At 64.4% G+C, this 25,649-nt stretch carries 21 protein-coding genes; 8 read left to right on the top strand and 13 right to left on the bottom strand.

Translation table 11 applies throughout. The features are described 5' to 3' along the window. Positions 1–63: 63 nt before the first annotated feature. The 4 genes from rmf to C7A17_RS08195 form a co-directional block, all read right to left on the bottom strand. Positions 64–255 carry a ribosome modulation factor gene (gene rmf, locus C7A17_RS08210; RefSeq protein WP_106737571.1) on the bottom strand — a complete coding sequence of 64 codons (192 nt, stop codon included), beginning with the start codon at positions 253–255 and terminating at the stop codon, positions 64–66. Between the two features lie 209 nt (positions 256–464). Next, on the bottom strand, positions 465–2,045 hold the full coding sequence (gene gshA / locus C7A17_RS08205; protein ID WP_106737570.1) for a glutamate--cysteine ligase: 1,581 nt from the start codon (positions 2,043–2,045) through the stop codon (positions 465–467). Positions 2,046–2,148: 103 nt separating this feature from the next. Next, a complete protein-coding gene (locus C7A17_RS08200) occupies positions 2,149–2,535 on the bottom strand; it encodes a PaaI family thioesterase (RefSeq protein WP_017678389.1) in 387 nt (128 codons plus the stop codon). Continuing rightward, entirely contained in the window at positions 2,532–4,859 is a 2,328-nt protein-coding gene (locus C7A17_RS08195; RefSeq protein ID WP_017678390.1) for a Tex family protein, read from the bottom strand. Before C7A17_RS08195 ends, C7A17_RS08200 begins: the two co-directional genes overlap by 4 nt. Before the next feature lie 204 nt (positions 4,860–5,063). Here C7A17_RS08195 and ompR point away from each other — a divergent pair, with 204 nt between their 5' ends. The 3 genes from ompR (at position 5,064) to C7A17_RS08180 (ending at position 11,088) form a co-directional block, all read left to right on the top strand. Next, the gene (gene ompR / locus C7A17_RS08190) at positions 5,064–5,798 is read left to right on the top strand and encodes an osmolarity response regulator transcription factor OmpR (protein ID WP_017678391.1); all 735 of its coding nucleotides are present in this window, start codon (positions 5,064–5,066) and stop codon (positions 5,796–5,798) included. A gap of 101 nt (positions 5,799–5,899) precedes the next feature. Beyond that, entirely contained in the window at positions 5,900–7,216 is a 1,317-nt protein-coding gene (locus C7A17_RS08185) for an ATP-binding protein (RefSeq protein ID WP_106737569.1), read from the top strand. A gap of 107 nt (positions 7,217–7,323) precedes the next feature. Continuing rightward, a complete protein-coding gene (locus tag C7A17_RS08180) occupies positions 7,324–11,088 on the top strand; it encodes a bifunctional diguanylate cyclase/phosphodiesterase (RefSeq protein ID WP_234035896.1) in 3,765 nt (1,254 codons plus the stop codon). 7 nt (positions 11,089–11,095) lie between these two features. Here C7A17_RS08180 and C7A17_RS08175 read toward each other — a convergent pair whose 3' ends face one another. From C7A17_RS08175 to rimB, 3 genes are read right to left on the bottom strand one after another with little or no spacing between them, the layout of a single operon-like run. Then, positions 11,096–11,992, bottom strand: a complete 897-nt coding sequence (locus C7A17_RS08175; protein WP_106737567.1) for a S66 peptidase family protein — start codon at positions 11,990–11,992, stop codon at positions 11,096–11,098. Next, on the bottom strand, positions 11,989–12,894 hold the full coding sequence (gene rimK / locus C7A17_RS08170; protein WP_106737566.1) for a 30S ribosomal protein S6--L-glutamate ligase: 906 nt from the start codon (positions 12,892–12,894) through the stop codon (positions 11,989–11,991). Before rimK ends, C7A17_RS08175 begins: the two co-directional genes overlap by 4 nt. Continuing rightward, positions 12,891–13,361: a retropepsin-like aspartic endopeptidase RimB gene (gene rimB / locus C7A17_RS08165; protein WP_106742810.1), complete on the bottom strand. Its 471-nt coding sequence runs from the start codon at positions 13,359–13,361 to the stop codon at positions 12,891–12,893. The genes rimK and rimB overlap by 4 nt, the downstream gene beginning before the upstream one ends. Positions 13,362–13,478: 117 nt before the next feature. Here rimB and C7A17_RS08160 point away from each other — a divergent pair, with 117 nt between their 5' ends. Next, positions 13,479–13,907: an RNA-binding S4 domain-containing protein gene (locus C7A17_RS08160; RefSeq protein WP_106737565.1), complete on the top strand. Its 429-nt coding sequence runs from the start codon at positions 13,479–13,481 to the stop codon at positions 13,905–13,907. 132 nt (positions 13,908–14,039) lie between these two features. On the opposite strand, the gene C7A17_RS08155 is transcribed toward C7A17_RS08160, so the two are convergent. Then, complete coding sequence (locus C7A17_RS08155) at positions 14,040–14,834, bottom strand: phosphatase PAP2 family protein (protein ID WP_106737564.1); 795 nt, start codon at positions 14,832–14,834, stop codon at positions 14,040–14,042. Between the two features lie 217 nt (positions 14,835–15,051). Between C7A17_RS08155 and hslO the strand changes: the two genes are divergently transcribed. From hslO to C7A17_RS08140, 3 genes are all read left to right on the top strand, one after another. Continuing rightward, positions 15,052–15,939 (top strand): Hsp33 family molecular chaperone HslO, encoded by an 888-nt coding sequence (gene hslO / locus C7A17_RS08150; RefSeq protein ID WP_106737563.1) that lies wholly within the window; start codon positions 15,052–15,054, stop codon positions 15,937–15,939. A gap of 157 nt (positions 15,940–16,096) precedes the next feature. Further along, positions 16,097–17,638, top strand: coding sequence for a phosphoenolpyruvate carboxykinase (locus tag C7A17_RS08145; RefSeq protein WP_106737562.1), 1,542 nt, complete (start codon positions 16,097–16,099; stop codon positions 17,636–17,638). 347 nt (positions 17,639–17,985) lie between these two features. After that, positions 17,986–19,905 carry a RecQ family ATP-dependent DNA helicase gene (locus C7A17_RS08140; RefSeq protein ID WP_106737561.1) on the top strand — a complete coding sequence of 640 codons (1,920 nt, stop codon included), beginning with the start codon at positions 17,986–17,988 and terminating at the stop codon, positions 19,903–19,905. Positions 19,906–20,007: 102 nt separating this feature from the next. Here the strand turns inward: C7A17_RS08140 and C7A17_RS08135 are convergent, their stop codons facing one another. From C7A17_RS08135 to C7A17_RS08115, 5 genes are read right to left on the bottom strand one after another with little or no spacing between them, the layout of a single operon-like run. After that, positions 20,008–20,610: an ABC-type transport auxiliary lipoprotein family protein gene (locus C7A17_RS08135; RefSeq protein WP_106737560.1), complete on the bottom strand. Its 603-nt coding sequence runs from the start codon at positions 20,608–20,610 to the stop codon at positions 20,008–20,010. Next, positions 20,607–21,524, bottom strand: coding sequence for an MlaD family protein (locus C7A17_RS08130; RefSeq protein WP_106737559.1), 918 nt, complete (start codon positions 21,522–21,524; stop codon positions 20,607–20,609). The genes C7A17_RS08135 and C7A17_RS08130 overlap by 4 nt, the downstream gene beginning before the upstream one ends. Next, on the bottom strand, positions 21,525–22,310 hold the full coding sequence (locus C7A17_RS08125; RefSeq protein WP_106737558.1) for an ABC transporter ATP-binding protein: 786 nt from the start codon (positions 22,308–22,310) through the stop codon (positions 21,525–21,527). It lies immediately after the preceding gene. Beyond that, positions 22,307–23,446, bottom strand: coding sequence for an ABC transporter permease (locus tag C7A17_RS08120; protein WP_106737557.1), 1,140 nt, complete (start codon positions 23,444–23,446; stop codon positions 22,307–22,309). The genes C7A17_RS08125 and C7A17_RS08120 overlap by 4 nt, the downstream gene beginning before the upstream one ends. 46 nt (positions 23,447–23,492) lie before the next feature. Then, entirely contained in the window at positions 23,493–23,969 is a 477-nt protein-coding gene (locus C7A17_RS08115; protein ID WP_106737556.1) for a hypothetical protein, read from the bottom strand. 107 nt (positions 23,970–24,076) lie between these two features. Between C7A17_RS08115 and C7A17_RS08110 the strand changes: the two genes are divergently transcribed. After that, entirely contained in the window at positions 24,077–25,561 is a 1,485-nt protein-coding gene (locus C7A17_RS08110) for a flavin-containing monooxygenase (protein WP_106737555.1), read from the top strand. The last annotated feature ends 88 nt before the right edge of the window (positions 25,562–25,649 follow it).

Here is a 25,649-nt window from a genome sequence, read left to right as displayed (position 1 = left end):
TTTATCCGTGAGCTTCGCGGCTGAAGCCGCTCCTACGGAGCGGATGCTAACCGTAATTGCTCGTCAGGCGCTGTGTTGCTGCAGGCGCATCTGCTCGAAGCCGTCGTCCCAGCCAGCCTCCCAGGCAGCCGCGGGTATTTCGTCAGGGTAGGGCTGGCGGGTTCTGAGCTGGCCAGTAAGGCCGGCCATATAGCCTTGCTGGTAGGCCTTGGTCAGGCTTTCCAGGCTCCATTGCGGCGTGGCGTCTTCGGCCATGGGCGCTGCTCGTCTATCGTCCTTTACCCGGCAATGCTAGCTGGCCGGGCGACCCTGGGTATGGCCGCCCATCCTGGCTTTTGCTCCGCTGGTTGGCTTTGTGACGCAGTCGACGCTTCGTCGCCCGTACGGCGAGCCACGTAGGGTGCGCCGCGCACACCGCGTTTACCTCGATCCGCACGGGGGCGGTGTCCGAACTCCGGCGCGACCTACACGGCCAGAGCCAGGATGCTCGCCTGATAGGCGGCGACGAAGGCGTCGAAGTCACCCTTGGGCTGCGCTTCCAGTTCGGCCTGTCCGGCCAGCGAGTCGTGCGCGGCCTGCTCGAAGCTTTGTTGCAACTCGGCACTGAGCGGTTGGGCACGGAAGTACTCGGCATGCAGCAGGCTCTGCTGCAGGGCGAACTCGGTGAAGCTCTTGCCCTGACGCAGAATCGCCAGCACCTGGGCCGATGGCGTCATCTCCACATCCGCAACCTTGGCTTGCTGCTGTGCCAATGCTTCGACATGCGCACTGCTGCCCTGGCTGCGGTCGAGCAACTCGGCCAGCGGCAGGATACGTTCGAGCAGTTCGCTGGCCCAGACCTTGAGCTCTACCTGCTGACTGCCTTTCTGCAGGTGCAGGCCGGGACGCCGCCCCTCTTTGACCACCTTGAGGAAATTGCTGGTGCAACTGCTGCACTCGCCGTTCTCCAGCAGCGGGCTGTCTTCCAGCGCGCAGAACAGCAGGAAGGCGTCGATGAAGCGCGCCTGGGCCAGGTCGATGCCCAGTGGCAGGAAGGGGTTGATGTCCAGGCAGCGCACTTCCACGTACTGCACGCCACGGCTCATCAGCGCCTGGATCGGTCGCTCGCCGCTGTAGGTGACACGCTTCGGGCGGATGCTCGAGTAGTACTCGTTCTCGATCTGCAGGATGTTGGTGTTCAGTTGCAGCCATTCGTCGCCACGCTTGGTGCCGGCTTCGACGTAGGCCGGGTAGGGCGTGGCCACGGCCAGGCGCAGGCTGTCGGTATAGCTGGCCAGGTCGTTGTAGCAGGGCGTCAGGCCGGACTGCGCGCTGCTCTGGTAGCCCAGGTCGCTCATGCGCAGGCTGGTGGCATACGGCAGGTACAGGGTGCTGGCGTCCAGTTCCTGCAACTGGTGGGGCCGTTCACGCATGAAGCCCTTGTCCAGTGCTGGCGAGGCGCCGAACAGGTACATCAGCAGCCAGCTGTAACGGCGGAAATTGCGGATCAGGGCGATATAGCGCGCCGACTGATAGTCGCGCGCGCTCTGCGTGTCGCCTTCGGCCTGTTGCTGCAGCTGCCACAGCGCTTCAGGCAGGGAGAAGTTGTAGTGGATGCCGGCGATGCACTGCATGGTCTTGCCGTAGCGCAGCGCCAGACCCTTGCGGTACACGTACTTGAGGCGGCCGATGTTGGAGCTGCCGTAGCGGGCGATGGGAATCGTCTCCTCGTCCGGCAGTGCACAGGGCATGGAGGGGCTCCACAGCAGTTCGTCAGCCAGCTTTTCGTAGGCGAAGCGGTGGATGTTCTCCAGCTCGCCCAGCGTCGCGGCCGGGTCGGTAGCCGTGCCGGTGATGAACTCCAGCAGCGACTCGGAGTAATCGGTGGTGATCTGCGCATGGGTCAGCGCCGAGCCCAGCGCCTGCGGATGCGGAGTCAGCGCCAACTGGCCGTCGCGATCAACGCGCAGGCATTCGCGCTCGATGCCATGCAGGCACTCGCCCAGCAGGGACAGGTGAGCCGGCTCGCCGAGCAGGGCCAGGCGGCGGGAGAGAATATCGCTCAAGATGCAATTCCTAACTGGGCAGTCGCCACAATATGGGGATCGCCCCCGCACTCTGCAAGGGGGCGAACGGTTGCCCAGATTAGATCAGCTAGCCTGGTGCTTATTACACGCAGGCGAAGGTGCCTTGTGCCTTGGCGACCAGCTTGTCGCCCTGCAGTACTTCGGCTTCGACCACCTGGGTGCGGCGCCCGGCGTGCAGCACCTTGGCGTGGCATAGCACGCTACCTTCGGAAACCGGGCGGATGTAGTTGATCTTGCACTCCAGGGTCACGCTGCTCGGGCCGCCATCGCCCAGGCTATGGCTGGCCTGGCCCATGGCGGTGTCGATCAGCGAGAACAGTGCGCCGCCGTGCAACTTGCCGTGCAGGTTACGCAGTTCGTCGGTGAGGGTCAGGCGCACGCGCGCCTCTCCGCCGCCGACCTGGAGAATCTCCAGGCCGAGCAGGCGGGAAAAGGCGCTGCTGGCGCCCACGTTGTCGGTCGTACTCATTTCTTCAACTGCTTGGCGTTGGCGAACAGGGCGGCCATGCCGCCAGTGGCGGGGGCCGGTTTGTCCTGGCTGGAATGACGCTCGCTGCGCGGGGCGTTGCCGCCACGGTTGCCACCGCGCGATTGTCCGCCGCGCGGTCCGTCGACCTTCTCGCCGGGAGTGTCGCCCATGCGCATGGACAGGGCGATGCGGTTACGCGGGATGTCCACTTCCATCACCTTGACCTTGACCACGTCGCCGGCCTTGACCGCCTCGTGCGGATCCTTGATGAACTTCTCCGACAGCGCGCTGATATGCACCAGGCCGTCCTGGTGCACGCCGATGTCGACGAAGGCGCCGAAGTTGGTGACGTTGGTCACCACGCCTTCGAGCACCATGCCCAGTTCGAGATCCTTGAGGGTTTCCACGCCTTCCTGGAACTCGGCGGTCTTGAATTCCGGACGCGGGTCGCGGCCAGGCTTGTCCAGTTCCTTGAGGATGTCGCCGACGGTGACCAGACCGAAGCGTTCATCGGTGAACTTGGCTGGGTCGAGGCGCTTGAGGAAGGCCGAGTCGCCGATCAGCGAGCGGATGTCGCGGCTGGTGTCCTGGGCGATGCGCTCCACTAGCGGGTAGGTTTCCGGGTGCACCGCGGAGGCGTCCAGCGGGTTGTCGCCGTTCATCACGCGGAGGAAGCCGGCGGCCTGCTCGAAGGTCTTCTCGCCCAGACGCGGTACCTTCTTCAGGTCGGCGCGCGAGGCGAAGGCGCCGTTGGCATCGCGATAGCTGACGATATTCTGCGCCAGGGTCGCGTTGAGGCCGGAGATGCGCGCCAGCAGGGCGGCGGAGGCGGTGTTCACGTCCACGCCGACGGCGTTCACGCAGTCCTCGACGACGGCGTCCAGGCTGCGCGCCAGCTTGAGCTGCGACACGTCGTGCTGGTACTGGCCGACGCCGATGGATTTCGGGTCGATCTTCACCAGTTCGGCCAGCGGATCCTGCAGGCGGCGGGCGATGCTTACTGCGCCGCGTAGCGATACGTCGAGGTCGGGGAATTCGCGGGCGGCCAGTTCCGAGGCCGAGTACACCGAGGCGCCGGCCTCGGAGACCATCACCTTGGTCAGCTTCAGGCCCGGCACTTTCTTGATCAGCTCGGCGGCCAGCTTGTCGGTCTCGCGGCTGGCGGTGCCGTTGCCGATGGAGATCAGGTCGACGCCGTGCTTGGCGCACAGCTTGGCAAGGATCGCCAGGGTGCCGTCCCAGTCGTTGCGCGGGGCGTGCGGGTAAACGGTAGCGGTTTCCAGCACCTTGCCGGTGGCATCGACCACTGCCACCTTGCAGCCGGTACGCAGGCCCGGGTCGAGCGCCAGTGTGGCGCGCGGGCCGGCCGGTGCAGCCAGCAGCAGATCGTGCAGGTTGCGAGCGAATACGCTGATGGCCTCGTCCTCGGCCTTCTCGCGCAGTTCGCCGAGCAGGTCGGTTTCCAGGTGGTTGTACAGCTTGACCTTCCAGGTCCAGCGCACCACCTCGGCCAGCCATTTGTCCGCCGGGCGGTTGTTCTGGCTGATGCCGAAGCGCTCGCCGATCATCAGTTCGCACGGATGCAGGGCGCCCGGCAGCTCTTCGCCGACTTTCAGGCTGGAGCTGAGAATGCCTTCGTTGCGCCCGCGGAAGATCGCCAGCGCGCGGTGCGACGGCACGCCCTTGAGCGCTTCGTCATGTTCGAAGTAGTCGCTGAACTTGGCGCCTTCGTTTTCCTTGCCCGGTACCACGCGGGCGCTGAGGGTGGCGTTGTCCTTGAGGAAGCTGCGCAGCTTGTCGAGCAGTGCGGCGTCTTCGGCGAAGCGCTCCATGAGGATGTACTTGGCGCCTTCGAGCACGGCCTTGACGTCGGCGAAGCCCTTTTCGGCGTCGATGAAGCGCTCGGCTTCCTGCTCGGGCGTCAGGCTCGGATCATTGAACAGCGCATCGGCCAGCTCGCCGAGACCGGCTTCCAGGGCAATCTGGCCCTTGGTGCGGCGCTTCTGCTTGTAGGGCAAATACAAGTCTTCGAGGCGTGTCTTGGTGTCGGCGAGGTTGATCTCGCGCTTGAGTTCCGGGGTCAGCTTGCCCTGTTCCTCGATGCTGGCGAGGATCGCCACGCGGCGTTCGTCCAGCTCGCGCAGGTAGCGCAGGCGCTCTTCGAGGTGGCGCAGCTGGGTGTCGTCGAGACTGCCGGTCACTTCTTTACGGTAACGGGCGATGAAGGGCACGGTGGAACCTTCGTCGAGCAGGGCCACGGCGGCGGCGACCTGCTGCGGGCGCACGCCCAGTTCTTCAGCGATGCGGTTGTTGATGCTGTCCATAATATAAAGCTACCCACTGGAGCGACAGGGTGGCCGCAAGAATGCAGGCCAGACACGAAAGCGGCGCATTATAAACACCGCACTCGCCCATGCTGGGAACCGTTCGGGGAAAAATCTGCTAACAATGGCTGAAGCGCCCACCCCGGCGCCTGAGTGATAATGCCGCCACTTGCCGTCCTGCGACGGTCTGCCCAAGGAGACGCCATGACCCAGTCCAGCACTACCGCCGAAGGCGAGAAGATTCTCATCGTCGATGACGACGCCCGCCTGCGCCGCCTGCTCGAGCGCTTCTTTGACGAACAGGGCTACCGGGTGCGCGCGGTGGAAAACGTCGAACAGATGGATCGCCTGCTGGCGCGCGAGCTGTTCAACCTGGTGGTGCTGGATCTGATGCTGCCGGGCGAGGATGGCCTTTCTGCCTGCCGTCGTCTGCGTGAGGCGGGCAACCAGATGCCGATCATCATGCTTACCGCCAAGGGCGATGAATCCAGCCGGATTCAGGGCCTGGAGCTGGGCGCCGACGACTACCTGGCAAAACCGTTCAACCCGCGTGAGCTGCTGGCGCGGATCAAGGCCGTGCTGCGCCGCCAGGCTCCGGTGGTACCGGGCGCGCCGGGCAGCGAGGACGAAAGCGTCAGCTTCGGTGAGTACGAACTGTCGCTGGCCACGCGCGAGCTGAAGAAGGGCGAGGAAGTGCACATGCTCACCACGGGTGAGTTTGCCGTGCTCAAGGCGCTGGTGCAGCACGCCCGCGAGCCGCTGACCCGCGACAAGCTGATGAATCTGGCCCGTGGCCGCGAGTGGGACGCGCTGGAGCGCTCCATCGACGTACAGATCAGTCGCCTGCGTCGCCTGATCGAGCCCGATCCATCCAAGCCACGCTATATCCAGACCGTCTGGGGCGTGGGCTACGTGTTCGTTCCCGACGGCAACAAGTAACCGCGCAGTGCGGATGAAGCCACTTCATCCGCCTGGTCGTCTGCTGGAACGTCACCTGGTGGGTTGCCGAGCGCGACCTGCCCCAAGTCTCCCGAGTATCGATGAAAACCCCTTACTGGTTCCCGCAAAGCTTCTTCGCCCGCACCCTCTGGCTGGTGCTGATCGTCGTCCTGTTCTCCAAGGCGCTGACCCTGGTGTACCTGATGATGAACGAAGACGTGCTGGTCGACCGTCAGTACAGCCACGGTGCTGCCCTGACGTTGCGCGCCTATTGGGCGGCCAGTCCCGAGGATCGCGATCATATCGCCGAGGCCGCCGGTCTCAAGCGTATTCCGCGTGACAAGGTGCCGGCCAGCGAGCAGCACTGGCCCTACAGCGAAATCTTCCAGCGGCAGATGCAGACCGAACTGGGGCCTGATACCGAAACGCGGGTACGCGCCACCTCGCCACCGGCACTTTGGGTGCATGCGCCCAGCCTGGGCGATGGCTGGGTGAGGGTGCCTATGTACCCGCATCCGCTGCGTGGTCAGCGTATCTGGAGTGTACTCGGCTGGTTCCTCGGTATCGGCCTGCTGTCCACCGCGGCGGCCTGGATCTTCGTGCGTCAGCTCAACGCACCGCTCAAGCGCCTGGTCTACGCCGCTCGCCAGCTCGGCCAGGGACGCAGCGTGCGCCTGCCGATCAGCGATACGCCGAGCGAGATGACCGAGGTGTACCGCGCCTTCAATCAGATGGCCGAGGACGTCGAACAGGCTGCCCGCGAGCGAGAGCTGATGCTCGCCGGTGTCTCCCATGACCTGCGCACACCGCTGACTCGTCTGCGTCTGGCGCTGGAGTTCATGGAGAACGACACCGAGCTGACCGATGACATGGTGCGTGACATCGAGGACATGGACGCCATCCTCGATCAGTTCCTCGCCTTCATCCGCGACGGGCGTGGTGAGCCAGTGGAGGAGGCCGACTTCTGCGAACTGGTGCGCGAGACACTAGCACCCTACAACCAGGGTGAAGAGCGCGTACGCCTGTGTCTGGAGCCGATCCCGCCCTTCCCATTGCGCCGCGTCTCGACCAAGCGCCTGCTCACCAACCTGGTGGAGAACGCTCTCAATCATGGCGGTGGCGATGCCGTCGAGGTGGTCGCCAGCCTGGCCGGCGATCATGCCGCCCCCTATGTGGTGCTCAGCGTGCTGGATCGCGGCGCGGGTATCGATCCGGGCGAGCTGGATAGCATCTTCAACCCCTTCATCCGTGGCGACCGTGCCCGTGGTGGGCGTGGTACCGGCCTGGGCCTGGCCATCGTCAAGCGCATCGCTGCGTTGCATGGCGGTAGCGTGGAGCTGCGCAACCGCAGCGGTGGTGGACTCGAAGCGAGAGTCAGGCTGCCTTTGGGTCTGCTGTTACCACGCGACGCGGTGTAGCCGGCTGGGCACCGGCCGTCCAGTAGGTCTCTCTGAGTGCTGGCAATATGCTGCCAAGGGCTCTGGCGCTAGGCTATGCTTTGCCAGCGCATCCATTCGAGGCCTGCATGTCCGCCGCGTTGCCCAATCGCTTACCCAAGTGGACATGGTGGCTGCCGCTGCCTCTTTTCCATCTGGGCACCTGGATTTCTCTGAGCACCCGCCTGAATGACGGGGTAGCGCTGTGCTATCTGCCATTGGTACTCGGCCTGGCGCTTTGCCTGTGGTGGGGGCCGCGGGTGCTGCCTGCGCTTTATCTCAATGCCTTGTTCAGCGTGCCATTGTGGGGCCTGCCCTGGCAGTGGGCGCCGCTGTATGCCTTGCCCGAGACGGCTTCCGTTGCCCTGGGCTGGTGGCTATTGCGGCGCGGAGATTTCGATCCGGCGCTGGGGCGGCTGGTCGATCTGCTGCGTTTTCTCGCCTTTGGCGTGCTGGTGCCGGTGACCGTGGTAGCGCTCGGTCTGCAGAGCAACCTGTGGCTGACCGGTTTTCAGAGTGCTGAGCAGTGGGCGCAGGCCAGTTTGTCAGTCTGGTTGACCGACGGCATCAATCTGCTCGCGCTGAGCGCACCACTGCTGGCATTCGCTACCCCATTGCTGCGAGCGCGTGGCTGGTTGCAGGCGCGAGGTGAGAGTTCGGCGCCGACACTGATTGTCAGCCGTTCACTGTTCGGCTGGTTGTTCGCCGTGGGCGCTTTCCTGTTGCTGATGCTGCTGCTCGGCAGCCTGCCGTCACTGCTCGCTCTGCCGTTGCTGGGTATCAGCATGCTGGTGCTGGCGCTGCGACATGCCTTCGCCGGCGCCTTGTACGGCGTGATGCTGGGTTATTGCGCCACCTTGTTGCTGCCGTTGCTGCGCACCGGTCTGAGCCAGGGCGATCTGGATCTGCAGCGCAATCACCTGCAACTCGCCGTGCTGTTGCTGATGGGCGCTGCCTTGCTGGTTGGCCGGGCGCTGAGCGACCTGCGTCAAACTCTGGCGCTCAGTGCGCAGATGCAACAGCAGTTGGCGCGCGCCAACCTGGCGATGGAAGCCAGCCCGCTGGGTGTGACCATTGCCGATGCGCGTCAGGGCGACATGCCCTTGGTCTACTGCAACCCCGCCTTTACTCAAATCACGGGCTATTCCGTGGCGGAGGCCCTGGGGCGCGATTGCCTGTTCCTGGCCAATGATGAGGCCAGTCAGCATGGTCTTCAAAAGCTGCGTAGCGCCCTGCGCGAGGGGCGTGCGGCGCAGGCCGTGGTGCGTAACGTACGCAAGGATGGTAGCCGCTTCTGGAACGAAGTGGTACTGGCGCCGATGCGCGATGAGCGGGGCATCAGCCATTTCGTCGGCTTGCAGCACGATGTCAGCGAGCGCGAGGAGCTGGCCGCGCAGGTCGAGCGGCAGCGCGCGGAAATGCTGCGCCAGAGCCACCTGTTCAGTCAGACCGAAGACATCGCCAATCTGGGCGGCTGGGTGCTGGAGATCAGCGACTACAGCATGTTCTGGAGCGATGGCTGCTATCGCATCGTCGAGCGCGACATCCATCAGGGGCCGCCGACGCTCGAGCAGGTGCTCGATTACTACGACACGCCCAGCCAGGCGCTGATCATGCAGACGTTGCAGGCCGCACAGAACGGGCTCGAAGACCTGGATATCGAGGTGCGTCTGGTGGCGCGGCTGGGCGCTCGCCTGGTGCGCCTGCGCGGTATGGTCGAGCGTGATGACGACGGTAGCCTGGTGCGCCTTTACGGCGTGGTGCAGGACATCAGTGAGCGCAAGCGTGCCGAGTCGCAGTTGCGCGAGCGCGACGAGCGTCTGCGCCTGTTCTTCGAGGCGCCGTTGATCGGCATGGCGCTGACCACCCAGGCCTTTGGCTGGGAGGAGATCAACCAGAAGCTCTGCAGCATTCTTAGTCGTAGCCGCGAGGAGCTGCTGGCCAGTACCTGGCACCAGTTGTCGCACCCGGGCGACATGGCAGCCGAGAAGGCGCGACTGGAACCGGTGTTGCTGGGTAGCAGCGACGGTTTCGAGATGGACAAGCGCTTCCTGCGTGGCGATGGCCAGGTGGTCTACACCCGCGTCAGCCTAAGCGTCGTGCGTGGTAGCGCTGGTCGGCCGACGTTGTTCCTGCTGCTGGTCGAAGACATCAGTGCGCGGCGCGAGGCCGAGGCACGCTACCAAACGCTGGTCGAGCACGCCCCCGAGGCGATCCTGCTGTTCAGTCCGGAGGGTGGCATCGTCGAGTTCAACGAAAACGCTCTGAGGCTGTTCCGCTATCGGCGCGAGGAGTTGCGAGGCCGTTCGATCCAGAGCATCAGCCCGCTGCGCCAGGCCGATGGCCGCCTCTCGTCACGTGCCGGCAAGGAATACCTGCGCCGCGCCATCAAGGGCGAGGCGCCGGTCTTCGAATGGAACCACCGTGACAGTGCCGGCCGTCAGTTGCCATGCGAAGTGCGTCTGGTGCGCATGCCGGGCGAGGAGCTGCTGATTCGTGCCAGCGTTACCGATATTTCCGAGCGTCAGCGCTACCAGCGCGAGATCGAACGCCTGGCCTACAGCGACGAACTCACCGGCTTGCCCAACCGCCGCCTGCTGCTTGACCGACTGCAGCACGCGATGGATCGCGAGAATCGTGAGGGCAGCCTGGGCGCCTTGCTGTTCATCGATCTGGATCACTTCAAGACGGTCAACGACAGCCTCGGGCATCTGGTCGGCGATGCCCTGCTGTGCGAGGTGACCACTCGACTGGCTGCGGAACTGCGCACCGAAGATACCCTGGCGCGTCTGGGCGGCGATGAGTTCGTGGTACTGCTCGAAGCCCTCGGGCACGAGCCGCAAGCGGTCGCCGAGCACGCCGCGGCGGTGGGCGAGAAGCTGCTGCGTGGCTTGCAAGGCAGTTGCCTGATCGATGGTCATGAGCTGGCGATCAGCGCCAGTATCGGGATCGCCCTGCACCCCATGGGTCTGCAGCAGGCTTCGGACATTCTCAAGCAGGCCGATACCGCCATGTACCGAGCCAAGCACGCCGGGCGCAACGCGCTGCACTTCTTCGCCCCGGAGATGCAGGCCGCCATCGACCAGCGTCTGCAACTGCAGAGCGAACTGCGCCAGGCCATCGCGCGACAGCAACTGCAGCTGGTATTCCAGCCGCAGCTGAGGCTGGCCGACGACTCGGTCGCCGGCGCTGAGGTGCTGCTGCGCTGGCGACACCCCGAGCGCGGCGAGATCGGGCCGGATCAATTCATCCCCCTGGCTGAGGAAACCGGGCTGATCCAGGACATCGGCCAGTGGGTGCTGGAGCAGGCCTGCGCGGCGCTGGCTCGCTGGCAGATGCAGTGGCCGCACCTGGTGCTGGCGGTGAACCTCAGCCCGCGCGAGCTGCGCCATGCCGCCTGCGTCGAGCGGGTCGAAGACTGCCTGCGGCGTCACGGGGTGCCGGCGCAGGCGCTGGAACTGGAAATCACCGAAGGCGTGCTGCTGGAGGACGTCGACCGCTGCATTGGCAACATGCAGCAGCTCAAGGCACAGGGCGTGCGTTTCGCCATCGACGATTTCGGCACGGGTTATTCGTCGCTGACCTACCTCAAGCGTCTGCCGCTGGATCGCTTGAAGATCGATCGCAGTTTCGTCTCTGACCTCGATGGAGAGGCCAGCGGGCAGATGCTGGTGCAGACCATCCTGATGATCGCCCGCAACCTGGGTCTTGAGTGCGTGGCCGAAGGCGTCGAGCGTGACAGCCAACTGGCGCTGCTGCGTGAACAGAACTGTGCCCTGGGTCAGGGCTATCTGTTTGGCCGGCCGATGGCCGAGGCGGAGTTTCTGGCCTGGATGCAGGCGCGCCAGGGTTGAGCTGGGTTTACCAGCTCAGGCTGCTGCCGCTCAGCCGCGCCTTTTGGCCATAGGGCCAGGGATAGTTGCTGTCGCCATGGCCGCTGGGGAGATCGCCGTATAGAGGAATGCCTAGCGGGGCGAGGTATTCGCCGATGATCTGCTCCAGGCTGTGATGCACGCCGCGTCGTGGACAATCGGTGAAGCTGCCCAGGCAGACGGCACGCGGCCGCTGACCGGCGAAGCTGTTGAGCAGTTGCCAGAGGCTGCGCTCCAGGCGGTAGTACGGTTCACCGACGTCTTCCAGAATCAGGATCGAGTCCTCTACCAGGCGCAGCTCGGCGCCGGTGCCGCAGACGCTGGCCAGTGCCGTGAGGTTGCCGCCCTGCAGCTGACCGTCTATGGCATGCGCAGGCCCGCTGATATGGCGCACCGGCAACGGCTGGTGCTGACCTTTGAGCAAGGCCCAAAGCGCCTGAGTCGAGGTCAGGCGTTCGCGCTGGCCACCAGGCGCCGACAGCGCCTGATGACCGAGCGCCGTGGCGACCGGGCCATGAATGGCGGGGAGCCCATGCTGTTGGAAGGCGCTGAGCAGGATCGACAGATCGGAAAAGCCGATCAGCGGACGCGGGCTGGCCTGTTGGAGCAGCGGCCAGTCGATCGCCTCCACCAACTGCGCGCAGCCATAACCGCCGCGCAGGCACCAGACGGCGCTGATGTCCGGCAGGCTGAAGGCCCGGTGCAGGTCTTCCAGGCGTTGTTCAGGCGTACCGGCCAGGTAGCGGTGGCGCGCACGCACGTGCTGGCCCAGGTGATAGCGAATGCCGAGTACATCGAGCTGCGCCAGGGTCGCCTCGAGCACGTCTTCGGCGATGGCTGATGCTGGAGTGATCAGCGCCAGGCGGCCGTCGAACAGCGCGCTCATCCGCGACCCTTGGTACGCGTCTGACCTGGCTCGGCATGTTTTTCCAGGTGCTCGATGATCATCCCGGCGACGTCCTTGCCGGTGGTCACCTCGATGCCTTCCAGGCCAGGCGAGGAATTCACCTCCATCACCAGCGGGCCGTGATTGGAGCGCAGAATGTCGACGCCGGCCACGTTCAGGCCCATCACCCGCGCGGCACGCACGGCGGTCATGCGCTCCTCCGGGGTGATCTTTATCAGGCTGGCGGAGCCACCGCGGTGCAGGTTGGAGCGGAACTCGCCGGCCTTGGCCTGGCGCTTCATTGCCGCGATCACCTTGTCACCGACCACGAAGCAGCGGATGTCGGCGCCGCCGGCTTCGCTGATGTATTCCTGCACCATGATGTCCTGCTTGAGACCGAGGAAGGCCTCGATCACCGACTCGGCGGCCTTGTGCGTTTCTGCCAGCACCACGCCCATGCCCTGGGTACCTTCCAGCACCTTGATCACCAGCGGCGCGCCGCCGACCATCTGGATCAGATCCGGAATGTCGTCCGGCGAGTGGGCGAAGCCGGTCACCGGCAGACCGATGCCCTTGCGCGAGAGCAACTGCAGCGCGCGCAACTTGTCGCGCGAGCGACTGATGGCCACCGACTCGTTGAGCGGGAACACGCCCATCATTTCGAACTGGCGCAGTACCGCGCAGCCATAGAAGGTCACCGAGGCGCCGATGCGCGGGATCACCGCATCGAAACCTTCCATGGCCTGGCCGCGATAGTGAATCTGCGGCTTGTGGCTGGCGATGTTCATATAGGCGCGCAGGGTGTCGATCACCACCATTTCATGGCCGCGCTGCTGGCCAGCCTCCACCAGACGGCGGGTGGAATAGAGGCGCGGGTTGCGCGACAGCACGGCGATCTTCATTGGACACCTGGGAGTGAGGGAGGCAGGGCGGGTTTGTCTTGTACGTAGCTGAGCGCCGGGTTGACCAGCAGATGACCGGTGACCAGCGCCTTGGAACCGAGCAATACGCGGTAGCGCATGGTCTTGCGGCAGGCCAGGGTGAATTCCACCGGCCACAGGCGATCGCCCAGGGCCAGCTCGGTACGGATCACGTAGCGGTTCTGCACCTGGCCATTGGAACTCTTGATGCGCTTGACCGACACCAGTGGCGCCTCGCAGCGATGACGGCGTTGCACCTGGGTACCGAGGTAGGCGGTGAACCGCACCCAGTCCTCGCCGTCACGCTGGAACGGCTGGATGTCGCTCGCGTGCAGGCTGGAGGTGCTGGCGCCGGTGTCGATCTTGGCGCGCAGGCCAACGATGCCGAGTTGCGGCAGGTTGATCCATTCGCGCAGGCCGATCACGCTGAGTGGGTCGATGCTGTTCAAGGTGGCGGTGTTCCCGATGGCCGACAAGGCCTATGATTCCGCGCATTCTAGATGCGCCGTGTGACAACTGCATCAGCCAGTACGCAAGCGCAAGGGATGAAACCAACAGAGTGTGAAATGAGCGAGAAAGACGACGACAGGATTCGCCTGGACAAATGGCTGTGGGCCGCACGCTTCTACAAGACTCGCGCCCTGTGCAAGGCGGCTATAGAAGGTGGCAAGGTGCACCACCGCGGCGAGCGTTGCAAGCCGGGCAAGGAGCCGAAGATCGGTGATGAGTACGTGCTGCGTACCGGTTTCGATGAGCGCACGGTGGTCGTGCTGGCATTGTCCAGCGTCCGCCGTGGCGCTCCCGAGGCGCAGTTGCTCTATCGCGAGACCGAGGAGAGCATCGCCCGTCGCGAACAGGCTGCGGCGATGCGCAAGGCTGGCGCCCTCGGCGTGCAGACCGATGGCCGGCCGAGCAAGAAGCAGCGCCGGCAGATCCATCAGTTCAACGAACAGCAGGGCGGTGGCCTGCGTCACCCCTGGGCGGATGAAGACTAGGGGATCGTGGGGCCACCTCGTGTGACGCCACGGAGCAACTGTCGGTCGGACGATTTTTCATAGGGTGCGTCGTGCGCACCAGGCAAGCACTGCGGTCTTCGCGGTGCGCACGGCGCACCCACGGTCTATCGTTCAACGCCCGCTGACGATGCTCAGGCGGCCCAGCAGCGGTAGCTTGGCCAGGCGTGAGGTGATCGGCAGGGTGATTTTCTCCAGCCATTCGCTGGCGTGGTAGCCGAGCGGGGTATAGCAAGCCCAGGCCAGCGCCAGCAGGCTGAGGAACATGCCGCCGACGAAGGCATCCGAGCCCCAGTGAGCACCGGCTACCAGGCGCGGCAGCATGCCGATCACGGCAATCACCCAGACCAGCAGCAGACGCCAGTTACGCGCGAAGAAGGTCATGAAGAATGCCCAGATCAACAGTACCGAGGCATGATCGCCAGGGAAGCTGCGGCTGGCGCTGTCCTTCAGATCCCAGCGCTCCTCCCAGTCAGGGAACAGCTCGGTCAGGCGCGCGCTGCCTTCGACCACCAGTGAAGCGCTGGGGCGCTGCCAGCCCATGGCCTTGACCAGCTCGGCGAAACCTACGCGCAGCAGCAGCAGGGTGACCAGGGCGGTGAGGAAGGCGTACAGCGCTCGGCGCACCTGTGGGCCTTCGAAGACCAGGCCGGCCTTGAGCATCACCGCCAGCATCACCACGCCAACACCGGCATCGACGGGTCGCATGCTACCAATGGCCCAGATCTTGGCCCACAGCCCGGCGGCATGCACAGGGTCGTTGAGCAGCTTGAACAGCCATAGATCGGCGGCGTCCCACAGATCACGAGTGGGCTGCCACACCCAGCTGACGAGCAGCACGATGGCCACGATATGGCAGACCAGCATGGCCCGCGGATGCCAGTGGCGATTGATGAACGTGCTCGACATGGAAGATCCCTTCGCAAATTGATGACAGGCCTACTCCAGGCGCGCGGATGATAGGCAGTGCTAGCGCCAGCACAAGGGCAGCAGCACGGTCGTTCAGTCGGCGTTCAGCGGTTGTTCTGGGTTGCGTGACGAAGGTCACATGACGTTCGGGCCTTGGTTGTGCTGGCATTTGTGCATAAAATCGCCAGCCTTTTTTACAGACCCTGGGCCTGCCGCCATGAACGACTTCAGTCAACGCTTTCTCTTCGACGACACCGATGTGCGTGGTGAGATGGTCGCTCTGCGCGAGAGCTACGCTCATGTGCTGGCCAAGCACGCCTACCCGCAGCCGGTGGCGCAACTGCTTGGCGAGATGATGGCTGCCGCTGCGCTGCTGGTCGGCACCCTCAAGTTCGACGGCCTGCTGGTGTTGCAGGCGCGCTCCGAAGGTCCGTTGTCGTTGCTGATGGTCGAGTGCTCCAGCGCCCGCGAGTTGCGTGGTATCGCCCGTTACGACGCCGAGCGCATCGGTGCCGATGCCGATCTGCAGAGCCTGATGCCTCACGGCGTGCTGGCGATCACCATCGATCCGAGCCGAGGCCAGCGTTACCAGGGCATCGTCGACCTCGATGGCGTCGACCTGGCCGAGTGCCTGTCCAACTACTTCGCCAGCTCCGAGCAATTGCCGACTCGCTTCTGGCTCAAGGCCGATGGCCAGCGTGCGCGCGGCCTGTTGTTGCAGCAATTGCCGGTCCACCACCAGACCGAGCCCGAGGCGCGCCAGGAAAGTTGGAACCACGTGCTGACCCTGGCCGATACCCTGACTGCCGAAGAGTTGCTCGGCCTGGACAACTCGACCCTGCTGCACCGCCTCTACCACGAAGAGAACGTGCGCCTGTTCGACGAGCAGGCACTGCAGTTCCGTTGCAGCTGCTCGCGTGAGCGCTCGGCCAGCGCTCTTGCCAGCCTGGGCCAGGCTGATGCCGAACTGCTGCTGGCCGAGCAGGGGGGGAACGTGGTGATCGACTGTCAGTTCTGCAACGAGCGTTATGCATTCGACGCCGCCGATATCGCCCAGTTGTTTGCGGGTGCTGGCAGCGAGGCGCCATCGCAGACGCGTCATTGACGCTTTTTTCTAAACGATAGGCGTTCTCTATCAGATCGGAGGCTGCCAAGCAGTTCGCTTTTCTGGCATACTCCCGCGACTTTTTTACCGTGTAGCGTAGTTGCCCCTACGCTACACAACGTTCGGAAGACTCGGCCAGCGGCCGACGGGGACCCTCATGACGCAAGCCAACAACGCCGTGTACACCGACATCAGCGCCGCGCAACTGGTCGAAGAAGCCATTCGCCGTGGTGAAGGGGAACTGGCCGCCAATGGCGCGCTGGTCGTACGTACCGGTCATCGCACTGGCCGCTCGCCGGCTGATCGCTTCATCGTTCAAGAGCCGAGCACCGAGGCGCAGATCGCCTGGGGCAACATCAACCGTCCGTTCCCGGCCGACAAGTTCGACGCCCTGTGGGATCGTGTCGAAGCCTTCAACGCCGCCCAGGATCACTTCGTATCCTATGTGCACGTCGGCTCGGCCGAAGAGCACTACTTGCCGGTCAAGATGACCACCGCGACCGCCTGGCAAAACCTGTTCGGCCGTCAGCTGTTCATCAACCCGCCAGCCTACAACCCGGCTGGCCGTACCGAGTGGCAAGTGCTCAACGTCGCCAACTTCGAGTGCGTGCCGGAGCGCGATGGCACCAATTCCGATGGCTGCGTGATCATCAACTTCGCTGCCAAGAAAGTGCTGATCGCCGGCATGCGTTATGCCGGTGAAATGAAGAAAGCCATGTTCTCCGTGCAGAACTTCCTGCTGCCGGAAAAAGACGTGCTGCCGATGCACTGCGCCGCCAACATCGGCGAAGAAGGCGACGTGACCCTGTTCTTCGGCCTGTCGGGCACCGGCAAGACCACTCTGTCCGCCGACGAGTCGCGTTACCTGATCGGTGACGACGAGCACGGTTGGGGCGAAGGCGTGGTGTTCAACGTCGAAGGCGGCTGCTACGCCAAGTGCATCGACCTGTCCGAGAAGAACGAACCGGTGATCTGGAAAGCTATCCAGTTCGGCACCGTGCTGGAAAACGTCGTGCTGGACGAAGAGCGCGTCCCGGACTACGCCGACGACAGCCTGACCCAGAACAGCCGCGCGGCCTACCCGCTGGAGTACGTCGAGAAGCGCAGCGAGAAGAACCTGGGCGGCGAGCCGAATGCCGTGATCTTCCTGACCTGCGACCTGACCGGTGTACTGCCGCCGGTGTCGATCCTCAACAACGAGCAGGCGGCCTACCACTTCCTGTCCGGCTACACCGCGCTGGTCGGCTCCACCGAAATGGGCTCCGGCGGCGGCATCAAGTCGACCTTCTCCACCTGCTTCGGCGCGCCGTTCTTCCCGCGTCCGGCCGGCGTTTACGCCGAGCTGCTGATCAAGCGCATCAATGCCTTCGGCTCCAAGGTCTACCTGGTCAACACCGGTTGGACCGGCGGCGGCTACGGCGTCGGCAAGCGTTTCAACATCCCGACCACCCGCGGCGTGATTGCCGCCATCCAGAGTGGCGCGCTGATCGGTACCGAAACCGAGCACCTACCGATCATCAACCTGGATGTGCCGAAGTCGGTACCGGGCGTCGAGACAAACCTGCTGAACCCGCGCAATACCTGGGCTGACAAGAACGCCTACGACGAAGCCGCCAAAGGCCTGGCCAAGCTGTTCATCGACAACTTCACCAAGTTCGATGTCAGCGACGCCATCAAGAACGCCGGCCCGCAGCTGTAAGCTGAGCCGCGCTCTCTGACAAAGCCGCCTTCGGGCGGCTTTGTCATTTTCGAAGTAGGGTGCACCGTGCCCACCGGCTTCATGCGGCAATATATCGGTGCGCATGGCGCACCCTACGCGACCGCGTTATGGTCAGCGAAGTAGGGCGTACTCGCCGTAGGCAGTACGCCATTGCTGCACTAGGCGTAGGTTATGTGCCGAACCTGGCATGGCCTGGCATGTCGGCGGGCTGTTCGCTGGCGCTCCTGAGCCCGCCCTACGCACTGCAACACGTCGCTGCGCATGACGCACCCTAGCGAACCGCGTTATGGTCTGGGGCCATTCAGCGGTCAATGGAGTGACAGCTCATGTCCACCCTCAAGCGTGTCTTCGGTTTCGATCACCTGCGCCCTGGCCAGGAAACGGTGATCAGTGCCGTGCTTGCCGGTCGTTCGGCAGCGGCGATCTTTCCAACCGGCTCCGGCAAGTCGCTGTGCTACCAGTTGCCGGCCCTGCACCTGCCGCACCTGACCCTGGTGATCTCGCCGCTGCTGGCGCTGATGCAGGATCAGTTGGCGTTTCTGCATGCCCACGGCATTGCGGCGGCCAGCATCGATTCGGCACAGAGCCGCGAGCAGACGGCCGAGGTGATGAATCGGGCGCGATCCGGCGAGCTGAAGATCCTGATGATCTCGGTGGAACGCCTGAAGAACGAGCGCTTTCGCAATTTCATCGCCCAGGTGCCGATCTCCCTGCTGGTGGTCGACGAGGCGCACTGCATTTCCGAGTGGGGCCACAACTTCCGCCCGGATTACCTCAAGCTGCCCGACTATCAGCGCCAGTTCGGCATCGCTCAGGTGCTGCTGCTGACCGCCACGGCGACGCCCAAGGTGATCGCCGACATGCGCGAAAAATTCGCCATTGCCGAAGCAGATGTGGTCACCACCGGCTTCTATCGGCCCAACCTCAATCTGCTGGTCGAGCCGGTGCCTGGCGGCGCCAAGGCGCAGCGCCTGCAGCAATGGCTGGCGCCACGTCGCGGTCAGGCGAGCATCGTCTACGTCACCCAGCAGAAGACTGCCGAGCAGGTGGCCGAGCGCCTGCAAGGCCAGGGGCTGGCAGTCAGTGCCTATCATGCCGGCATGGCCCATGACGTGCGTGAGTCGATCCAGCGCCGGTTTATGGCTGGCGAGCTGGAATGCATCGTCGCCACCATCGCCTTCGGCATGGGCATCGACAAGCGCGACATCCGCAACGTGGTGCACTTCGACCTGCCCAAGTCGGTGGAGAACTACAGTCAGGAAATCGGCCGTGCCGGGCGTGACGGCCAGGCCTCGGACTGCCTGGTGTTGGCAAGCCGTGACGGCCTCAGTGTGCTGGAGAACTTCGTCTACGGTGATACGCCCGAGCTCAGCGGCATTCGCGCCGTGCTCGACGACTTGCAGGCGGTCGGCACGGGCGGGCAGTGGGAACTGATGCTTGGACAACTGGCGGAATTGAGCAATATCCGCGCGCTACCCCTGAAGACCCTGCTGGTGCAGTTGGAGCTGCGCGGTGTCATCGCCCCGCGCTACGCCTACTTCGCCGAGTATCGCTTCAAGTTGCTGCTGGATGACGAGGCGTTGCTGGCAAAGTTCGAAGGTGAGCGGCGTCAGTTCGTCGAATCCATCCTGTCCAGCTCACGCCGCGCGCGGACGTGGAATACCCTGGATTTCGATGTGCTGTATCGCGATCACGGTGCCGAGCGTGCGCGGGTGGTCAAGGCGCTGGACTACTTCCAGGAGAAGGGCTGGCTGGAGTTGGAAAGCAAGCAGATGACCGAGGTCTACGCCGTGCTCGATGGCGGTTTTGACGTCGAAGCCCTGGCCAATGATTTGCACGCCCATTTTCGCGCCCACGAGACCAGCGAGATCGCCCGTATCCAGGCCATGCTCGGCTTGTTCGAGAGCCGCGAATGCCTGAGTCGGCGCCTGGCGCTGTATTTCGGTGACGTAGAGGCGCCCGAACGTTGCGGGCATTGCTCGGTGTGCCAGGGCCGTGTCGCCAATTTGCCGCAACCGCCGGAGCTGCCGCCGTTGAGCGGCCGTGATGCGCAGGCGCTGTGCGCGGCCTTCGTCGAGAAGCACCTGCAGCATGCCGGCCACAAACCAAGCCATGAGTGCCTGACGCGTTTTCTCTGCGGTGTGACCACGCCGCTGTTGACCAAGCTCAAGGCGCGTCAGCTGGCCGGCTTCGCCGCGCTGGAGGATTACCCCTACGCCGAGGTGCGCGAGTGGTTGGCTGTGTAGGGGCAGATAAGGATTGGTGCGCACGGGGCAACCTACGGTAGCTGCATCCATCGCGTAGGGTGTGCTGTGCGCACCGATGATCACGTGTGCGCTGCCATGCGCTTATGGCCGGCGACTGCGTTGCCCTTCGGCCAGCGTCCAGTCCACCAGCTCGCGGGACAATCGATCGCCAGCCTGACCGAAGGCTTTCACTACTGACGCAATCGACGTGTCGCTCGCCGGCTGGCTGACGCTGAAACGGCGGCTGGCCAGGATGCGCTGATCGCGCGCGTCGACCAGGCGCGCGTCGAGCTGGATCAACGCCTCGGGAACGCCATCACGATACTGGCTATGGAAGCTGCGCAGGTCGCTGACCAGCTCCAGGTCGGCCTGCAGGCGTTGCTCTTCGTTACTCAGCGCCTGAATCCGACCATCGTCGTGGAAGGCATCGAGCAGGCGACCGCGCAGCAGTTGCGGTGTGCGCTCGCTCCAACGCACGCCCTGATAGGTGTTGATCCGATCCGGTTCTGGCAACACGACGATGCGCGTGCCATCGAGCAACTGGTTGCTGACCGGGCTGTTGACCCGTAATGACCAGTCGACGCGCTGGGTTTCTGTAGGCAGTGCGGTGCTTGGCAGCAGGTAGATATCCAGCGGTTCGCTCTGTGGCAGGATCGAGCAGGCGCTGAGCAGGCCCGCGGCCAGCAGCAGGGACAGACGCTTCATGGTTGGAACTCCTTGATGCTGTCGTTGCGCAGCAGGTAGCCAGTCGGATCCTGCTCCAGGCGGCGGGAGAAGCCGCGCAGGGCGCCAAGGGTGTCGCGCAGTTCGCCAATCGCGGGGCCCAGCTCGCCCAGGCCCTGCATGCCGCTATCCAATGCGCTGCGGTTGCTCTGCAATAACTCTTCGATATTGCGGCTGCTGCGCTCCAGCGAGGCCATCAGGCGTTCGGCGTTTGCCAGTACCTGGCTGCCTTGACCATCGAGCAGGCGGTTGGCCGTGCGCATCAGTTCGGCCGCTTCACGCGTCGCAGCGCCGGCTTGTTGCAGGGCGGCGCTGAGATCGTCGCGCTGTGCGGCGATGCCGGCGGTGGCCTGCTCCAGATTTTCCAGCGTGCGCGACACGCGGTCGGCGTTCTCGCGCGAGAGCATGCGGTTGGCACGGTTGAGCAGGCGGGTGATGTTGACCACCAGGTCTTCGCCGTTGGCCATCAGTCGTGACAGTGGCGAGCGGTCGGCGATGATGACGCCCGGTTGGCCGTCCTGGCCTTCCAGAGGCAGGCTCTCCGGGCTGCCGCCGTGCAGCTGGATCACCGCCAGGCCGGTGATGCCGGTGATCGCCAGACGGGCTCGCGTGTCCTGTTTGATTGGCGTGTGGCCGACGATGCGAATGCGTGCCCGCACGGTGCGTGGATCGTTGGGATCGAGCCCCAGGCTGATCACGTCGCCGACCTTGATCCCGCTGTATTGCACGGCGCTGCCCTGCGACAGGCCGGTGACCGCCTCGTTGAAGATCACCTCGTAATCGGTGAAGGCGCGATCAGCCCCGGCCTTGTTCAGCCACAGGCCGAACAGCAGCGCAGCGCCCACCGTGAGCACGGTGAACAGGCCGATCAGCACGTGATGGGCTCTGGGTTCCATTCATTGACTCCCTGCCGCTGTGGCGGCCTGTGCAGCCGCGCGTCCACGCGGGCCGTGAAAATATTCCTGAATCCAGGCGTCGTCGGTGGCAGCCACCACATCCAGGCGGTCGGCCACCAGTACCTTCTTCTGCGCCAGCACCGCGACTCGGTCGCAGATGCTGTAGAGCGTGTCCAGGTCGTGAGTCACCAGAAATACACTCAGACCCAGGCTGTCGCTGAGGGTGCGGATCAATTGGTCGAAGGCCGCTGCGCCAATCGGGTCGAGGCCGGCAGTGGGCTCGTCGAGAAACAGGATGTCCGGGTCGAGCGCCAGGGCGCGGGCCAGGGCAGCGCGCTTGACCATGCCGCCGGACAGCGAGCTGGGGTACTTGCTACCTGCATCCTGCGGCAGGCCGGCCAGGGCGATCTTGACCCTGGCCAGGCGTTCGGCGGCGGCGCGCGACAGGCCGGCATGCTCGATCAGTGGCAGGGCGATGTTCTCGCTGACGGTCAGCGAGGAGAACAGCGCACCGCGCTGATAGAGCACGCCGAAGCGTCGCTCCAGCTGAGAGCGGCGTTCGGCTGGCAGGCTCAGCAGCTCTTCGCCGAAAACACGCACGGTGCCGGCATTGGGCTGGCGCAGGCCCACGATGCTGCGCAGCAGCACCGACTTGCCGGTGCCGGAGCCGCCGACCACGCCGAGGATCTCGCCGCGATACAGGTCGAAGTCCAGGTGCTCGTGCACCACCTGACTACCGAAGCGGTTGCTCAGGTCGCGCACCTCGATGATGGTCTCCTGGCTCACCAGCCCATCTCCATCAGGAACAACGCCGCCAGGGCGTCGAGCAGAATCACCACGAAGATCGACTGCACCACCGCCGAGGTAGTGTGTTCGCCCACCGATTGCGCGCTGCCGCTGACCTTGAAGCCCTCCAGGCAGCCGATCAGGGCGATCAGGAAGGCGAAGATCGGTGCCTTGAGCAGGCCCACCAGAAAGTGTCGCAGCAGGTCGCTGTCCTGCAGGATCGACAGGTACATGGTCGCCGGAATATCCAGCGACAGGGCGCACACCAGGGCGCCGCCGAGCATGCCGCTGAGCATGGCGATGAAGGTCAGGATCGGCAGGGCGATGAGCATGGCGAATACGCGCGGCAGCACCAGCAACTCGATCGGGCTCAAGCCCAGAGTGCGGATGGCGTCGATTTCCTCGTTGGCCTTCATCGAACCGATCTGCGCGGTGAAGGCACTGGCGGTGCGGCCGGCCATGAGAATGGCGGTGAGCAGCACGCCGAATTCGCGCAGGAAGGAAAAGGCCACCAGGTTCACCGTGTAGATGCTGGCGCCGAAGTCGGCGAGGATGGTCGCGCCGAGGAAGGCCACCACGGCGCCGACCAGGAAGGTCAACAGGGCGACGATGGGCACGGCATTGAGCCCGCATTGCTCCAGATGCGCGGTCAGCGACGTCAGCCGCCAGCGCACCGGGCGTACGGTTATCGCCAGCATGCTGGTCAGGGTCAGGCCCATGAAGCCGAGCAGGGCACGGCTCTGGTGCCACAGGCTTTCGACCACTTCACCGATATGCCCAAGCACCTCGCGCAGTACCGACGGCTCCGCTGCTGCCGGCGCCTCGCGGCTGCCGGCCATGGCATCAGCCACGGTCAGTAGCAACGCCCGACGTTGCTCGCTGAGTTCGGCCTGCTGGCTAAGCTGGCGCAGGCGTTCACTGCCGAACAGCTCCACGAGCAGCGCCGCGCCGGCGGTATCCAGGGCGGCCAGTTCGCTGAGGTCGACGGTTTCTCCACCCTGCAGGCGTTCGCGCAGGGCCAGCACCTGGGGTTCGAGCTGGCTGTAGTGGGCCAGCGTCCAGTCGCCACCCAGTGTCAGGTCACCGGCGGCTTCCGTGCTGCGGGTCTGCTGGCAGGTCAGGTAGGGTGTGGTCATCGTCACAGCTTAGCGCCGCACGGGCGCATCCGGCCAGTCGCGCTGTTCACTCTGCGTTACCCGCCTCTTCCAGGGCCAACTGCTGGATATAGGCGGCGAAGCCTGGATCCTCACCCCGCAGCAGTTGCGGCAGGCGCTCGCGGAAATCTTCGCGACGGCTCCATTCGCGCATGTAGTCCTCCCAGGAGTGCCAGCGGCGGCGGCGTTTTTCGTCCATCTTCGGCTCGTAGAGCAGCAGGTAGGCGCGCTCGAACAGCGACACCAGCATGTCGAAGATCACCAGCATGCGCTCCTGCTGCTCCTCACTCATGTCGGTCGTGGCGTGCTGGCTGCGCAGACGCAGATCGGGGTTGGCCAGCACCACTTCGAGAAAGTCGATGTAGGCGTCGGACACCTGCTGCCAGGTGGCGTCTTCCTCGTTCTGCCGTTCCTTGCGCTGCTCGAAGAGAAATACGGCGATGGCGAACGGCAACGCCACCACGGTGACGATGTAGGACAGCAGTTCCCAGGTGGCCGTGTTCATGAGCGCTCCCGCTGGTTGTTCATGGCCACTCTAGCCACACTAAAGAACGGATGACAGCGCTCTCGACTAAGGTGAAGCTCAGCATTCATCTCTAGCGAGTGTGTCTCATGTCTGTGGAGCACCTGGATGTCCTGATCATCGGCGCTGGCCTGTCCGGTGTCGGTGCTGCCTGCCACCTCAAGCGTCTGTGCCCGGGCAAGCGTTTCGCCATTCTGGAAGGGCGCGAGGCCATGGGCGGCACCTGGGATCTGTTTCGCTATCCAGGCATCCGTTCCGACTCGGACATGTATACCCTCGGCTACAACTTCAAACCCTGGAGCGACCCGCAGGCCATCGCCGATGGCCCGTCGATCCGCCGCTATATTGTGCAGACCGCCGCCGAGCATGGTGTCGACCGGCTGATCCGTTATCGGCACAAGGTGCTCAAGGCCGATTGGTGCAGCACCAGCGCCACCTGGCAACTGCTGGTGCAGCGTGGCGACGACAGCGAGCCGCTGCGCATGAGCTGCCAGTTTCTGATGATGTGCACCGGCTACTACCGCTACGAGGCCGGCTATACGCCGGAATTCCCCGGCCGCGAGGCGTATCAGGGCACCTTCATTCACCCGCAGCTGTGGCCGGAGGGCTTCGATTGCAGCGGCAAGCGCGTGCTGGTGATTGGCAGTGGCGCGACCGCCGTGACCCTGGTGCCGGCGCTGGCCGAACAGGGTGCGCAGGTCACCATGCTGCAGCGCTCGCCCAGCTACGTGATCAACCTGCCGCAGCGTGATGCGCTGTCCAACGCGCTACGTCGCGTCCTGCCCGAAACCTGGGTGTATCGCCTGGCACGCGGACGCAACGTGACCCTGCAACTGGTCTTCTACAAACTGGCCAAGCGTTTTCCCAATCTGGTGCGCCGGGTGCTGCTGGGGTTGGTGCGGCGACAGTTGGGCGGCGTCGACCTGCGCCACTTCAGCCCCCACTACAAGCCCTGGGATCAACGCGTCTGCGCGGTGCCGGACGGTGACCTGTTCCGCGTGCTGCGTCAGGGCAAGGCGCAAGTGGTGACGGCCGAGATCGAGCGTTTTACCGCGCAGGGGGTTCGCCTGAAGAGTGGCGAGGAACTGACCGCCGATGTCATCGTCAGTGCCACCGGCCTGCAACTGCAGCTGTTTGGCGGTATCGCCGTGAGCGTCGATGGTGCGCCTTTCGAGGCGCCGAAGAGCATGGGCTACCGTGGCATCATGCTGCGCGACTTGCCCAACCTGGCGGTGGTGATGGGTTACACCAACGCCAGCTGGACACTCAAGGCCGACCTCTCCAGCGAATACTTCTGCCGTCTGATCAATCATCTGGATGCTATCGGCATGCGCCAGGTGACGCCGCGTGATCGCCATGGCGAGGTGCGCCCGGAACCTTTTCTCGACCTGCAATCGGGCTATATCGAGCGCGCCTCGCATCTGCTGCCGACGCAGGGCGACCGCGTGCCCTGGAAGCTGCACCAGAACTATCTGCTTGATCTGGCATTGCTGCGCTACGGCAAGCTGGAGGACGACTACCTGGTGTTTTCCGTGCCGCAGAGCGCAGAGCAAACGGCGTTGGTGCAGCCCTGATTGTTAGACAGGTATAGCGAATGTCCTACAAAAAAATGCACAATCGCGCCGCTTACTTTCCTGGCATTGCGCCACTACACTTTTGCGA

Source organism: Pseudomonas mendocina, from assembly GCF_003008615.1.
Taxonomy (GTDB): domain Bacteria; phylum Pseudomonadota; class Gammaproteobacteria; order Pseudomonadales; family Pseudomonadaceae; genus Aquipseudomonas; species Aquipseudomonas mendocina_C.
This window is presented reverse-complemented; position numbering and strand designations above follow the sequence as displayed.

Bases quoted from the DNA above. Each gene is read 5' to 3' on its own strand.
- hslO (WP_106737563.1), top strand. From the start codon at position 15,052: ATGAACGACTTCAGTCAACGCTTTCTCTTCGACGACACCGATGTGCGT.
- C7A17_RS08120 (WP_106737557.1), bottom strand. From the start codon at position 23,446: ATGACCACACCCTACCTGACCTGCCAGCAGACCCGCAGCACGGAAGCC.
- C7A17_RS08200 (WP_017678389.1), bottom strand. From the start codon at position 2,535: ATGAGTACGACCGACAACGTGGGCGCCAGCAGCGCCTTTTCCCGCCTG.
- rimK (WP_106737566.1), bottom strand. From the start codon at position 12,894: ATGAAGATCGCCGTGCTGTCGCGCAACCCGCGCCTCTATTCCACCCGC.
- C7A17_RS08140 (WP_106737561.1), top strand. From the start codon at position 17,986: ATGTCCACCCTCAAGCGTGTCTTCGGTTTCGATCACCTGCGCCCTGGC.
- C7A17_RS08135 (WP_106737560.1), bottom strand. From the start codon at position 20,610: ATGAAGCGTCTGTCCCTGCTGCTGGCCGCGGGCCTGCTCAGCGCCTGC.
- C7A17_RS08115 (WP_106737556.1), bottom strand. From the start codon at position 23,969: ATGAACACGGCCACCTGGGAACTGCTGTCCTACATCGTCACCGTGGTG.
- C7A17_RS08175 (WP_106737567.1), bottom strand. From the start codon at position 11,992: ATGAGCGCGCTGTTCGACGGCCGCCTGGCGCTGATCACTCCAGCATCA.
- C7A17_RS08130 (WP_106737559.1), bottom strand. From the start codon at position 21,524: ATGGAACCCAGAGCCCATCACGTGCTGATCGGCCTGTTCACCGTGCTC.
- C7A17_RS08160 (WP_106737565.1), top strand. From the start codon at position 13,479: ATGAGCGAGAAAGACGACGACAGGATTCGCCTGGACAAATGGCTGTGG.
- rmf (WP_106737571.1), bottom strand. From the start codon at position 255: ATGGCCGAAGACGCCACGCCGCAATGGAGCCTGGAAAGCCTGACCAAG.
- C7A17_RS08145 (WP_106737562.1), top strand. From the start codon at position 16,097: ATGACGCAAGCCAACAACGCCGTGTACACCGACATCAGCGCCGCGCAA.
- C7A17_RS08195 (WP_017678390.1), bottom strand. From the start codon at position 4,859: ATGGACAGCATCAACAACCGCATCGCTGAAGAACTGGGCGTGCGCCCG.
- C7A17_RS08110 (WP_106737555.1), top strand. From the start codon at position 24,077: ATGTCTGTGGAGCACCTGGATGTCCTGATCATCGGCGCTGGCCTGTCC.
- C7A17_RS08155 (WP_106737564.1), bottom strand. From the start codon at position 14,834: ATGTCGAGCACGTTCATCAATCGCCACTGGCATCCGCGGGCCATGCTG.
- C7A17_RS08180 (WP_234035896.1), top strand. From the start codon at position 7,324: ATGTCCGCCGCGTTGCCCAATCGCTTACCCAAGTGGACATGGTGGCTG.
- C7A17_RS08185 (WP_106737569.1), top strand. From the start codon at position 5,900: ATGAAAACCCCTTACTGGTTCCCGCAAAGCTTCTTCGCCCGCACCCTC.
- ompR (WP_017678391.1), top strand. From the start codon at position 5,064: ATGACCCAGTCCAGCACTACCGCCGAAGGCGAGAAGATTCTCATCGTC.